Origin of the sequence: Corallococcus sp. CA049B (assembly GCF_003611685.1) — a bacterium.
GTDB classification, from domain to species: Bacteria; Myxococcota; Myxococcia; order Myxococcales; family Myxococcaceae; genus Corallococcus; species Corallococcus coralloides.
This window is the reverse complement of the sequence record NZ_RAWC01000249.1, coordinates 1-12,989: the sequence shown is the minus strand read 5'-3', so window position 1 is coordinate 12,989 and position 12,989 is coordinate 1. Positions and strand designations below refer to the sequence as shown.

The window sequence follows — 12,989 nt, the reverse complement described above, 5'->3', positions numbered from 1 at the left end:
CCCGTGCAGCGCGCGGCCCCCCCGCCTCCGCCCGCCGCGATGCCGGTCGTGCCGCCGGTGGCTCCCGCGAAGCCCTCCGGCGGCAGCGCCGAGTTCGACTTCGACCTGTCATCCCTGGACGACGAGGCTCCGCTGGAGCTGGCGCGCGAGCCCACGTCCTCGCCGGGCCGTCAGCGGCCGTTGGGGCGCGAGCCCGCGTCCTCGCCGGGCCGTGCCGCCGCGCCGGGGCTGGGGCGTGAGCCTGGATCCGCGGCCGGCCGTGCCGCCGTGCCGGGCCTGGGACTCGAGCCTCGCTCATCCGGTGGTCGCCCCGCGGCGCCGGGCCTGGGACTCGAGCCTCGCTCTTCCGGTGGTCGTCCCGCGGCGCCGGGACTGGGGCTGGAGCCTCGCTCTTCCGGTGGTCGTCCCGCGGCGCCGGGCCTGGGACTTGAACCGCACTCCTCTGGCGGACGTACCGCCGCGCCGGGCCTGGGGCGTGAGCCCGGCTCCGCCGCCGGACGTCCCTCCGTGCCGGGTCTGGGACTGGAGCCTGGCTCCGCGGCGGGTCGCGCCGCCGCGCCGGGCCTGGGCCGCGAGCCTGGATCCGTGGCGGGACGCCCCTCGGCGCGCGCTCCGGGGGAGCTGCCGTTGGAGCCCGGCTCCTTCGCCAACCGTCCCGCGGCGCCCGGCCTGGGCCGCGAGCCCGGTTCCGCCGCGGGCCGCGCTCCCGACCTCTCCCAGGAGCCTGCGTCGTCCTGGGGCCGCGCCGTCCCGCAGCAGCCTCCCGCGCCGCAGCGCCCGTCTGGCGGCAGCGCCGAGTTCGACCTGGACCTGTCCATCGACGACGACGGGCCGCTGGAGCTGGCGCGCGAGCCCGTGTCCTCCGCGGGCCGTCCCGCCGCGCGGCCCGTGGCCCCGCCGCCGCCGAGCGTGCTTCCTCCGTCCGTGCGCCAGGCCCCGCCCGCGCCCGCCGCGCCGAGCGCCCCCGCGACGCTCGCGCCCGCCGCCGCGCCGGTGGCCGCCGCGCCGCCTCCCCTGGACGCCAACGGCCAGGTGCGCCCCATCTACCTCACGCCGCCGCAGACGCTGGCCGGCACGGGGCCGGTCATCGGCATCGACCTGGGCACCACCAACTCCTGCGTGGCGCTCCTCTCCAACGGCCGGCCCGTCGTGCTGCGCTCGCGCGAGGGCTACAACACCATCCCGTCCGTCATCTCGCTGAGCGCGCAGAACAAGCTGCTCATCAGCCACCGCGCGAAGAACCAGCTCGTGCTGCGGCCCACGCACACCATCTACGGCGCGAAGCGCCTGGTGGGCCGTCCCTACGACAGCGCCGTGGTGAAGCAGGTGCGCGAGCGCTTCCACTACGAAATCACCCCCGACGCCGCCGGCCGCGCCGCCGTGCGCCTGGGCAATGACGTGCTGTCGCTGGAAGAGGTGCAGGGCCTCATCCTGCGCGAGTGCAAGGAGATGGCCGAAACCCACCTCAACCAGAAGGTGGAGCGCGCCGTGGTGACGGTGCCGGCCTACTACTCCGAGCCCCAGCGTGAAGCGGTCCGCAAGGCGGGCGCGATGGCCGGCCTCAAGGTGGAGCGCATCCTCAACGAGCCCACGTCCGCGGCGCTCGCGTACGGCCTCAACCGCGAGCTCAACAAGAAGGTGCTCGTCTACGACCTGGGCGGCGGCACCTTCGACGCGACCATCCTGCGCATCGAGAAGAACGTCTTCGAGGTGCTGGGCACCGGCGGCGACATCTTCCTGGGCGGTATCGACTTCGACAACCTCATCGTCGACTTCCTCCTGGAGCGCTTCCAGGAGAAGGAAGGCATCGCGTTCAACGGAGACGGCATCGCCCTGTCGCGCGTGGGCGACGCCGCCGAGCGCGCGAAGATGGCGCTGTCCGAGCGCAGCACCTTCGAAGTCCACATCCCCATGTTGATGATGGACGACGCGGGCCGTCCCCGGGACCTGCGCGTGACGATGTCGCGCCAGGACCTGGAGAAGATCTGCGACCCGCTGCTCAACCGCACCATCGACGTGGTGCGCGACGTGCTGCTGGACTCCAAGCTGAAGGCCTCGGAGGTGGACGACATCATCCTGGTGGGCGGCATGAGCCGCATGCCGCTGGTGCGCGACAAGCTCAAGGGCCTGTTCAGCAAGAACGCGCAGGCGAGCGTCAACGCGGACGAGGCCGTGGCGTTGGGCGCGGCGCTGTACTCGGGCTCGGTGGACAAGGTGAGCAGCGTGGTGCTCATCGACGTGCTGCCCATGACCATTGGCGTGGCCATGCCCGGCGGCGGCTTCAAGCGCGTCATCGAGCGCAACAGCCCGCTGCCCACGCAGCGCTCGTTCGCCATCAGCACGTCGCAGGACAACGAAGAGCGGATGGAGCTGTCCGTCTTCCAGGGTGAGGACAACCACATCTCCGCCAACGAGTACCTGGGCACCGTGCGCATGGAAGGTCTGCCACGAGGACCCAAGGGCTCCGTGCGCGTGGCGGTGACGCTCAAGCTCGACTCCGAATGCGTGCTGCACGTGGAGGCGCGTGAGTATTCGACGCGCAAGGAGGTGAAGGCGACGCTCGCCACGCGCTACTCGCCGGAGGAGCTCCAGAAGCAGCTCCAGGTGAGCAAGGAGGCGGTGAGCGCCGCCGAGGAGCGCCGGGGCGCGGACCTCAAGGATCGCGCGGGCCGCTTCTGGGGGTTCGTGAAGAAGGCGCTGGGCCGCAAGTAGACTGGCGCGATGACGGCCTCCGCCCCCCGCTACATGGCGCGCTTCCGTTGCATCGCGGAGGCGTGCGAGGACACCTGCTGCGCGGGGCTGACGGTGCCCATCAGCGAGTCGCGCTGGAGCCTGCTGCGCCAGAAGGTCGCGGGCACACCGGACGAGGCGCGCGTCGCGGCGCTGATTTCGCCGAACCCGGACGGCGCCACGGGCCAGCAGGCGGGCCTCCTGGGCAAGCGCGCGGACGGGCACTGCGCCTTCCTGGATGAAGCGAAGCTGTGCTCGCTCCAGCGCCGCTACGGTGAAGCGGTGCTGCCGGACGGCTGCTCCGTCTTCCCGCGAGTGCTCACGCGCTGGGGCGCGCGGGTGGAGATGGCCGGGTCGCTCGCGTGTCCGGAGACAGCGCGCCTGTGCCTGCTGGCGGAGGACGCGCTGGTGCGCGAGCCCGTGCCCGAGGCGCACGCCCTGCGTCCACAGGTCGCGCGGCAGGTGGCGGCGGGAGACGACCCCTGGACGGCCCACGCGGACACCGTGCGCGAAGCGATGCTGCGGCTCTTGAGTCGCCGCGAGGTCCCGTTCGCCGCGAGGCTGTACGCGCTGGGCCGCATGGCGCTGGACCTGGGCGGCTTCTACTTCCCGGGGACGACGGCGTTCGGTTCAGCGGATGGAGAGCGGCTCGCGCGCATCCTGCGCGAGTACGAAGCCACGGACACCCTCGCGTCCTTGAGCGCGCAGCTCACAGCGCTGGAGCTGCCCGGAGGCCCGTGGGCCGGCATCTGCGGCGCCGTGCTCCGCTCGCGCGAGGCCGCCGTGAGCAGCCCGCGCTTCCTCTCGCTCATGAACGCCGTGCGCGCGTCCTACGGCGGCGCGGACACGCATCCTGACCAGGCGTGGGAACTCCACGCCGCGCGGCGCTCCGCCTTGGAGTCCCTGCACGGGGAGCGCGTGCACCAGTACTTCCTGCACCACGCGCTCAACCACGTCCTGCGCCACCCGTTCACCGAGGCCGAGAGCCTCCTGAACGCCGTGTTCCTGCTCGTGCTGCGCGCCTCCGTGGTGCGCTGGGTGCTGCTCGGGCATCCGGCCGTGGTGGCGCTGCTGGAGGCTCCCGCCACGCCCGTGGCCGCGCTGGACGCCGCCGCCGTGGAGGCGTTCCAGCTCGCCGCGAAGCACGTGGAGCAGGCGCCCTCGTTCCTGGACTTCGCCAGGGGCTTGGCCGGCGAAGGTCCGGAGACCTTCGCGCGGCTGCTCATCCTGGTGAAGGGCCTGTAGCGCCCGTCAGCCCTGCTGCTTCGGCTTCGCGCCCAGTTGCTGCATGGCCCGCTGGAATGACGGGTACTCGTGCGCGCCCTGGATGGCCAGCTTGTCGCCCAGGATGAAGGTGGGCACCGCGCGGATGCCCATCTCCTGGGCCTCGCGCACGGACTCCTCCACCACCTGCCGGTAGCGGCCTGCCTCCACCGCGCGCTGGAGTTCGTCCGGATCCAACCCGGCCTCCACGCCCGCGGCCCGCAGCGTGTCCCACTGCCAGAGGTCCTGACCTTCACTCCAGTAGCGGCGCAGGATGGCTGCCTGGAAGGGCTCCAGCCTTCCTTCCGCGCGCGCGTACTCCGCCGCCTCGTGCGCCCGGCGCGTGGACGGGATGATGTCCCGCTGCACCATCGTCAGCCCGGCCTTCGCGGCTCGGAGCTTCAGCGGATTGTTGGGGTCCTTCATCCCCTGGCGCACGTACTCGGGCAACGGCAGCCCTTCCGGAGGCGTCTCCGGGCGCAGGAAGTAGGGGTGCCACTCCACCTGGACGTCGTATTCCTTCTTCAGCTTCTCGACCTCACCGAGGCCGACGTAACACCAGGGTCAAACGAAGTCGGACCAGATGTGGACAACGATGGGTGCGCTCATGGGCTGAATCTCTAGCACCGCGCGTCAGGGCCTTCCACCTGTTCCACCCGGGCCCGCATCCAGCGGTGGACAGTCCGCCCTCCCGAGGGCACGGTCCGGCTTCCATCTCTCCGGAGGAACCTCCCCGTGCCCCTGTCGCTCCTCGCGGCCCTGGCGCTCGGCGCCAACCCCGCGCCCGCGCCTCACCCGTTCAATCAACAGGACCTGGTCACGCTGCGCCGGCTCAGCAGCCCGCGCGTCTCTCCCGACGGCCGCCAGGTCGCCTACGTCCTGCGCTCCACCGACCTGGAGGCGAACCGCGGCCGCACCGACCTGTGGCTCGTCAACCTGGACGGCTCCGCGCCGCGCCAGCTCACCTCCCACCCGGACAGCGACAGCGACCCCGTCTGGGCGCCGGACGGCAAGAGCCTCTTCTTCCTGTCGTCGCGCGGCGGCTCGTCGCAGGTGTGGCGCCTGCCCGTGGACGGCGGTGAGCCGCTGCCCGTCACGAAGCTGCCGCTGGACGTGAACAGCTTCGCGCTGTCGCGTGACGGCCAGCAGCTCGCGGTGGCGCTGGACGCGCGCCCCGACTGCGCGGACCTCGCGTGCAACACCCAGCGCGCCGCGGAGGCCTCCAAGAAGAAGACCACCGGCCGCGCGTATGATCAGCTCTTCGCCCGCCACTGGGACACCTGGAAGGACGGCACGCGTTCGCACCTGTTCGTCGTCCCCGTGGCCGGCGGCACGGCGGTGGACGTGATGAAGGGCATGGACGCGGACGCGCCCAGCAAGCCCTTTGGCGGCGCGGAGGAGTTCACCTTCACCCCGGACGGCAAGGGCCTCGTCTTCGCCGCGCGCGACGTGGGCCCCACCGAGTCGTGGTCCACCGACCTGGACCTGTTCCTCGCGCCCGTCGACGGAAAGACGAAGCCGCGCAAGCTCACGGAGAAGAACCGCGCCACGGACACCAGCCCCGTGTTCAGCCCGGACGGCAAGACGCTCGCGTACGTGGCCATGTCCCGCCCCGGCTTCGAGGCCGACCGCTACCGCGTCATCCTGCGCACGTGGCCGGGCGGCCAGGAGCGCGTGCTGACCCAGGACTGGGACCGCTCGGCGGGTTCGCTCGCGTGGAGCAAGGACGGCGCCACGCTCTACACCACCGCCAACGACGTGGGGCAGAACACCGTGTTCGCCCTGGACGTGGCCACCGGCAAGGCGCGCGCCCTCACCCAGGGCGGCAGCGCGGACGGCGCCCAGCCCGCGGCGGACGGCCAGGTCGTCTACGCGATGGATGACCTGGACTCGCCGGCGGACCTGTACGCGGTGAAGGCGGACGGCACCGGCGCGCGGCAGCTCACCCAGGTGAACAAGGACGCGCTCGCGGGCCTGAAGTTCGGCGCCTTCGAGCAGTTCAACTTCCCGGGCTGGAACAACGAGACGGTGCACGGCTACGTGGTGAAGCCCGTGGACTTCGACCCGAAGCGCCAGTACCCGCTGGCCTTCCTCATCCACGGCGGGCCGCAAGGCAGCTTCGGCAACCACTTCCATTACCGGTGGAACCCGCAGGTGTACGCGGGCCGCGGCTACGTGGCGGTGATGATCGACTTCCACGGCTCCACCGGCTACGGCCAGGCCTTCACGGACTCCATCTCCGGGGACTGGGGCGGCAAGCCGCTGGAGGATTTGCAGAAGGGCCTGAACGCCGCGCTCCAGAAGTACCCCTTCATCCACAAGACGAAGCGGTGCGCGCTGGGCGGCAGCTACGGCGGGTACATGATCAACTGGATCGCCGGCAACTGGGCGGACGGCTTCCAGTGCCTGGTGAACCACGACGGCATCTTCGACGAGCGCGCCGCCTACTACGACACCGAGGAGCTGTGGTTCCCCGAGTGGGAGCACAAGGGGCTGCCCTGGGAGAAGCCGGAGTCGTACGAGAAGTTCAACCCGGTGAACCAGGTGGCGAAGTGGAAGACGCCCATGCTCGTCATCCACGGCGGCAAGGACTACCGCGTGGTGGACACGCAGGGCATCGCCACCTTCACAGCGCTCCAGCGCCGCGGCATCCCGTCCCGCTTCCTGTACTTCCCGGACGAGAACCACTGGGTGCTCAAGCCGCGGAACAGCATCCAGTGGCACGACGAGGTGCTGGGCTGGCTGGACCGCTGGACGCGCAAGTAGCTGCAGCCCGGCGGAAAGAAGAGAACCCCTGGAGCCATGGGCTCCAGGGGTCCGGGCGCGCCTCAGGGAATGCCGAAGCAGTCGTCGATGCAGCTGGAGATGACCTCCGCGCACGTGCGGTCGGAGATGCACTGCGAGCACTCCGCGGTGCGCGCGCGGCGTTTGTCCTGCTCGCTCTCCTTCTCATCCTCCCAGGCGCTGATCTTCTCGGCGCACTTGCCGGTGTCCAGGTCGGACTCGAAACACTCCTTGCGGCGGTCGCAGATGGCGTCCGCGTTGTTGGAGCAGCCGGTGAGGAGCAGCACGGAGACGCAGGAGGCCAGGGCAATCAGTCGGGACATGGCCCGGCACTATGCACGCGGAGGGCGCCTCCCGTGAATGCACTTCCGGGGAGGCGCTCCGTGCTTCACTCCGGCTGCATTACTTCGTCTTCGTCGCACCGCCCATGGAGCCGTGGTCCATGGCGCCGCCCTGCATGCCGGCGCCGCCCACGCCCATGGCGTCGTCCAGCTTGCCCAGCGTCTGGTAGGCCATGTCGCGGTGCTTGGGCAGCTCCTGGGTGAGGTTCGTGAGCAGCGTGGCCAGCTCGCCCGTGGCGCTCATGCCATGCTGGGCGGCCATCACCTTGCCGATGGCGGCGTCATGGGCGCCGACCTGGGCGGACATGTACATCGAGTCGAACGGCGCGCCCTTCAGCGCCTGGAGCTTCTCCATGTCCGCCTTGTCCGCGGCCATGGCTTTCTTCTCCAGGTCATTGGCGGGCTTGGGCATCTCCGCCAGCTTCAGGTTCTGCGACTTCGCATAGTCCATGACCTTCTGGTCGGCGGCCGTGTGCGCGTCCACCATCACCTTGGCGTAGCTCTGCACGTCCGGGTTCTGCGAGTTCTGCTGCGCGAGCTTCGCCTGCTTGATCTCCGACTGGTTGATGTAGTGCAGGCGCTCCAGGAAGGCCTTCGGATCCGCTGGGACGACGAAGCCCTTGAACTCCACCGTGCCCTTGGCGGCGGTGGGCATCTTCTCGCCGGGCGCGGGGTTGGGGGACGTGGCGCTCTGGGCCAGCGAGACACCGCCGGTGAAGAGGACCGCGGCGAGGGTGACTCCGTGCAGGGTGCGCTTCATTCGGTGCTGCTCCTTTTTCAGGGCCTCAAAAATGAGGCGGGACACGTCAGTGGACCGGACACACTCCCGGATCCGCGCGGCGCACGTTGGGGCAGGGCGCGACAGCGAACCCAGTGGGTGGGAAGGAGGACGTGTGCCAATTCACGTTGCGCCCACGGGCCGGTGCGCCAGTGGACAACACCACTGGCCCCGGGACCGGGAGCGGACGTTCAGCACCGCACGACTGCCTGACCGAGGGGGAGGAGGGCTACTTCGCGGGCTTCGGAGCAGGCGCGGGCTTTGGAGCAGGCGCGGGCCTCGGGGCGTCGGGCGTGCCGGCGGGGACGTTCTTCGTGTCCGACAGCTCGTCCTCGGCGCGCAGGAACGCCTGGGCGGCGCGGTCCACGTCGTCGGGCTTGAGGCCCGTGAGGTTGGCGGCGGCCACGCGCGTGCGAGCCGCGAGCGACGTCTCCCCCAGCGCGCCGTGGATGCGCGTGAGGGCCACGTGGATTTCGGGGTCGAACGGATCCGACGCCAGCGCCTCCAGGTACGCCGTCTTCGCCTTCGGGTAGTCCTTGCGGAACAGCAGGATGCGGCCCAGGTGCACGTTGGTGGAGGGCGAGCCCGGGTGCATGCGCAGCGAGCCGCGCAGCACGGACTCCGCTTCATCCAGCCGGCGCAGCTCCAGGAGCGCGAGCGCGAACTTGTTGGACACCGACTCGTACTTGTCACCCACCAGCTTGTGCGCCCGCGCGTACTCCTCCGCGGCGGCCTTCACTCGGTTGCGCTCGCGCAGCACCTCCCCCAGGTGCGCGAACTTGCGCGCGGGGACTTCCGTCACCTCGGAGAAGCCGCCGAAGGAGATTTCGCGCCCCTTCTTCTCGCTGTCCTTCTGCGCGCCCTTGGCGTCCTCCTTGAGCACCACGCGGTCGTCGCGCGGCACCAGCTCCTGCGGGAAGGGCTGCTTCTTCACGTAGGACAGCCAGGTCTTCTCGAAGAGGGGGAACGGCATGCCCGTCGCCGCCTCCACCGCCTTCTTGTCCGGCTGGCCCGCCTTCAATTCCTGCAAGAGGGTGCGCAGGCCCGCGGTGCCCTTGGTGCCGTGGATGTAGTCGATGGCGTAGAACACCTCCGCGAACGCGGTGGCCGCGTCCTCCGCCGTGGGCAGCATTGCGATGGAGGGGTGCATCTTCTCGAAGGGGATGAGCTTGTCCTCCTTCACGCGCTTGCCCAGCAGCGCCTGCGTGGACGGCGTCATGGCCAGGCCGCCCTTGCCGCGCCAGCGCGACTCCAGGAACTTGGCCAGGCCCTCGTGCAGCCAGATGGGCACGGTGTTGTGGGACAGCTGGCTGACCACCAGGTGCACGTACTCGTGCGCCAGCGTGTCCTGCCAGTCGTAGCCCTGCGCCACGGCCTTGGGGCTCGTGACCATCAGCTTGTTGAACTTGCAGATGGCGATGGTGCCCGTGGTGCGGATCTGCTTCTCCGTCAGCGTGCTGACGCGGGACAGCTCGCGCGCGTTGTTCACCACCTCCACGCGCACCTTGCCCGGCGGCGTCCAGCCCAGGTCCTCCGCGAGCGCCCGGTGGATGGCCTCCAGCGTCTCCAGCGCGTAGGGCACCAGCACCTCCTCCTTGCCCTTCGGGTAGAAGAAGATGAAGTGCTCGCTCTCCGCGCGCTGGTGGTCCTTGACGATGGCGCGCGTGTCCTTGGCGAGCCGCAGGTAGCTGCCCGGCTTGTCCTCGATGTTGGCGCCTTCCAAGAGCGTCACCGCGTCTTCGTACTGGCCCTCCTCGAAGGCCACGCGCCCCTGGAAGTACTTCAGGGGCTCCAGCTCGGAGGGCACGCGCTTCTCGACCTCGGCGAGCTCGCGGCGGGCGCCTCCCACGTCCCAGTCGTCCAGCGACTGCTCCACCTTGCCCAGCCGCTGCTTCACCTCTTCCTTGAGGGCGGCGTCGGGCGGCTGCGCGAAGGCCGTGGGGACGGCGAGGACGAGGGCGCACAGGACGCCCAGGCAAGGAATGGTCGCGTGCGTGCGGCGGCTCACTTCACCAGCTCCTCGTAGTAGCGCTTCACCTGCTCGCGGTACTTCTCCGGCGCGCCCTGCTTCATCGCGTCCAGCAGGTCCTTGCGGAACTCGCGAGGCGCCTGGAACGCGTCCTCGTCCGGCAGCTCCACCTTGTCCTGCGGGTTGCGGCCGTTGCCCTCCTGGCGGCGGCCGGAGCCCATGGGCATGGGCAGCCCGCGGCCGCCCTTGCGGCCCTGCTGGCTCTGCTGCATCTGCTGCTGGAAGCGCTTGAGGCCTTCCATGGCGGCCTGCTGTTCACCGTAGCCGCGGCCCGGGTCCTTGCCCTGCATGCGCTGAGACGCCTCGCCCATGCGCTGGCCAATCTCATCCATCTGCTGGCCGGCCTCTTCCCCGAACAGCGGCGCCGTCTGCTCCATGTCCTCCATCTGCTGGCGCAGGCCCTGCGCGCGCTGCTCCAGCTGCTGCTGGCGCTGGCCCAGCTGCTGGAGCTGCTGCTTCTCCTGCTGCGACAGCTGCGAGCCCGGCGGCGGGAAGAGGTTCTGCAGCTGCTGGCTCACGTCCGCCACGTCGCGCGCGTCCTTCTTGAGCTGCTCCGCGAGCTTCGCGGACTGCTGGCGCACCTCCGGCGGGTTGCCGAACATCTCATCCAGCTGGCGCTGCTGCTCGCCCATGCTGGACAGCTGGCGCGCGGCGTCCTCGGCGCGCGCGGCGGACTCCGCGGCCAGGTCGAAGTCGTCCACCTTGAGCGCGTTCTCCACGTTGCGCAGCTCGGACTGGGCCTCCTCCAGCGGGCGGGCCGCGCGGCTGTTGAGCCGGCCCGGGTCCAGCTTCTGGTAGTCCTCCTGCACCTGCTTCAGCTTGCGGTTGAGCTCGTCCTTGAGGGCCTGGCCCTTCTCCTTGAGCCGGTCGCGGTTCTGGCCGCGGGCCTGATCGCGCAGGGCGCGCGTCTGCTCCGCGACCTTCTGCTGTTCGTCCATGGTGCCCTGCAAATCGTCCATGAACTTGCCGAACTTCTCCGCCAGCTCCGGGTACTGCTCCGCGCCGAAGTCCTCCTGGGACTTGTCCATGGACTCGAGCATCTCGTCCATCTGCATGCCCAGCTCCTGGAGCTTCGCCAGGGCCTCGTCCGCCTTGCCCTCCTGCATCAGGCGCTCGACTTCATCCATGGCGCCCTGCATGTCCTCCTGCTGCATCATCTCCGACAGCGCTTCGGCGTTGAGGTGCTCGTCGCGGATGCCCTTGCGCAGCTCGGCCATGCGCTGCATCAGCTCCTGGATGCGCGACTTGAGCTGTTGGATCTGCTGCATCACCTGCTCGCGCGCGGCCTCGTCCGGGTTGGCCTTGAACTGCTCGATGAGGCGCGACAGGTCGCGGCGCTCGTTGGCCAGTTGCTTCGTCAGCTCCTGGAGCGCCTCCAGCTTCTGCCGGTCCAAGAGCGACTCCAGGTAGAGGATGTCGCGCTCCAGGCCCTCGATTTCGTCCTCCACCACGGCGGTGAGCCGGGTGCCGGTGCCCCAGTCCTCGCCGCGCGCGCGCTGGGTGCGCAGGTACAGGCGGCGGAAGTCGGAGGTGGTGCCCACGCTGCGCTTGAGCTCCCCGCCGATGTTCAAGAGCGCGGAGACGATCTCCTTGGGCACGTCCTTCTCCCGGGACAGCTCGGCGCCTTGCGCTCGGAAGTCGTCCGCGAGCTGCTGGCCGCTTACGTCCACGGACTTCGCGGTCTCCACCGCGGTCGCGTCCTTCTGCTTCGCGCGGTCGGGCCCCTCCAGGCGGTCCGCCAGGTGGTCCACGAGGCGGCCCCACAGGACCTCGGCCTTCTCCAGGGCGGCGCGGCGGTGCTCGGCGGCGCTGTAGACGCGCAGGGTCTGCGTGCGGCTGACGCCCTTCTTGGGGCCCTCCACCGCGTCGTTGTCCTTCGCCTCCACGTAGTAGGTGATGCGGTCGCCGGGGGCGGGCTTGAGCGGGCCCAGGTCCCAGTTGAAGGTGCCCCGGCTGCGGCGGCTGTCCTCGCGCGGCAGGTTCACGCGCGTCTCCTGCTTCGCGCCGGGCGTGCGGTACACCAGCGACAGGCCGGACAGGCCGTAGTCGTCGGTGGCCTCGTACTTGAGCGTCACCGTCTGGCCGGGGTCGACTTCAATCTCCGTGGACGGCGTGAGCAGCGTCACCTGGGGCGCCTTGTCCGCCTCCACGGTGAGGGGGATGTCCGGGCCCACCGCGAGCGGCTTCGCGCGCGCGCCGTAGAAGACGAAGTGGTAGTGGCCGCCCTGCTTCGCCACGAAGCTGCCGGTGAGCTCCCGTCCGCCGGTGACGGTGAGGGGCAGCGTCTGGTCGTTGACCACGACCTCCGCGCGCTCGATGGGGCGGTCCGAGCGCGTCTTCAGCGCGACCTCGGTGCCGGCGGGCGCGCTGACCTCGCCGTTGGTGCCGGGCACGGTGCGCGGCGCGAGGCCGGTGTACGCGGGGTAGCGGTAGGTCAGCTCGATGTCGCCGGTGATGGGCTCCGCCTGCGCGGCGGTCTCCGGGCGCGAGGCCTGCTCACGCAGGTGCTTCCAGCCCGCGGCCCACCGGCCGCCCACGAAGAACATCAGCACCGCGAGCAGGAGCACCCCGCCGCCGCACGCCATGGCCACGCGGCGCAGCGGCTGGCGGTCCACCACGAGCCCGGGGTCCACCGTGCGGGCGCGCTCGTCCATCTGCCGCAGGAACGCGTCCGCGAGTTGGGGGGACCAGCCGGCTTCTTCACGGCGCTCGCGCGACAGCTCCACCGCGGCGAGCACGTCCAGCGACAGCTCCGGGCGGCGCTGGCCCACGAGCCGGGCGGTGCGCGCGTCATCACCCACCTGCCGGTGCGCGAGCACGACGCCGAAGACGTACGCCACCGCCGCGCCCACGGGCAGGGCGAGCCACAGGAGGCTCCGGGCGAGCCCCGGCACCGCGCGGCCCAAAAGGCCCGTGGCGAACAGGAGCACGAGGGCCGCGACGGCACCCAGCAGCAGGCCCTGGGCCCAGAGCTGGCGGCGCTGGCGGGCGCGCACCTGGGCGAGCAGCTCCGCCACGCCCCCGGAGCGCGCTTCGCGCCGGGCCTGGGGCGGCGGGGCCGGAG

The 12,989-nt window shown here is 70.8% G+C and carries 7 protein-coding genes and 1 pseudogene; 3 read left to right on the top strand and 5 right to left on the bottom strand.

From position 1 onward, the window contains the following. Positions 1-2,712: Hsp70 family protein (locus tag D7W82_RS34165; protein WP_120622314.1), on the top strand; the 2,712-nt coding region annotated here is incomplete at its 5' end. Positions 2,713-2,721: 9 nt separating this feature from the next. Continuing rightward, complete coding sequence (gene fliB / locus D7W82_RS34160; protein ID WP_120622312.1) at positions 2,722-3,975, top strand: flagellin lysine-N-methylase; 1,254 nt, start codon at positions 2,722-2,724, stop codon at positions 3,973-3,975. A 6-nt stretch (positions 3,976-3,981) separates the two neighbouring features. Here fliB and D7W82_RS34155 read toward each other — a convergent pair. Next, positions 3,982-4,545, bottom strand: a pseudogene (locus D7W82_RS34155) (DsbA family protein); the annotation flags it as partial. 183 nt (positions 4,546-4,728) lie between these two features. Here D7W82_RS34155 and D7W82_RS34150 point away from each other — a divergent pair. Continuing rightward, a complete protein-coding gene (locus tag D7W82_RS34150; RefSeq protein ID WP_120622310.1) occupies positions 4,729-6,759 on the top strand; it encodes a S9 family peptidase in 2,031 nt (676 codons plus the stop codon). A 62-nt stretch (positions 6,760-6,821) separates the two neighbouring features. Here the strand turns inward: D7W82_RS34150 and D7W82_RS34145 are convergent, their stop codons facing one another. The 4 genes from D7W82_RS34145 to D7W82_RS34130 form a co-directional block, all read right to left on the bottom strand. Further along, on the bottom strand, positions 6,822-7,100 hold the full coding sequence (locus D7W82_RS34145) for a hypothetical protein (protein WP_120622309.1): 279 nt from the start codon (positions 7,098-7,100) through the stop codon (positions 6,822-6,824). Between the two features lie 79 nt (positions 7,101-7,179). Further along, the gene (locus tag D7W82_RS34140) at positions 7,180-7,878 is read right to left on the bottom strand and encodes a DUF4142 domain-containing protein (protein WP_120622308.1); all 699 of its coding nucleotides are present in this window, start codon (positions 7,876-7,878) and stop codon (positions 7,180-7,182) included. 247 nt (positions 7,879-8,125) lie between these two features. Continuing rightward, complete coding sequence (locus D7W82_RS34135; protein WP_120622307.1) at positions 8,126-9,904, bottom strand: peptidase MA family metallohydrolase; 1,779 nt, start codon at positions 9,902-9,904, stop codon at positions 8,126-8,128. Then, positions 9,901-12,989: DUF4175 family protein (locus D7W82_RS34130; RefSeq protein WP_370451112.1), on the bottom strand; the 3,089-nt coding region annotated here is incomplete at its 5' end. The genes D7W82_RS34135 and D7W82_RS34130, both read right to left, overlap by 4 nt.

What these genes read in the sequence shown, in the direction of transcription:
- fliB (WP_120622312.1), top strand. Translation starts at nt 2,722, where the DNA reads ATGACGGCCTCCGCCCCCCGCTACATGGCGCGCTTCCGTTGCATCGCG.
- D7W82_RS34145 (WP_120622309.1), bottom strand. Translation starts at nt 7,100, where the DNA reads ATGTCCCGACTGATTGCCCTGGCCTCCTGCGTCTCCGTGCTGCTCCTC.
- D7W82_RS34140 (WP_120622308.1), bottom strand. Translation starts at nt 7,878, where the DNA reads ATGAAGCGCACCCTGCACGGAGTCACCCTCGCCGCGGTCCTCTTCACC.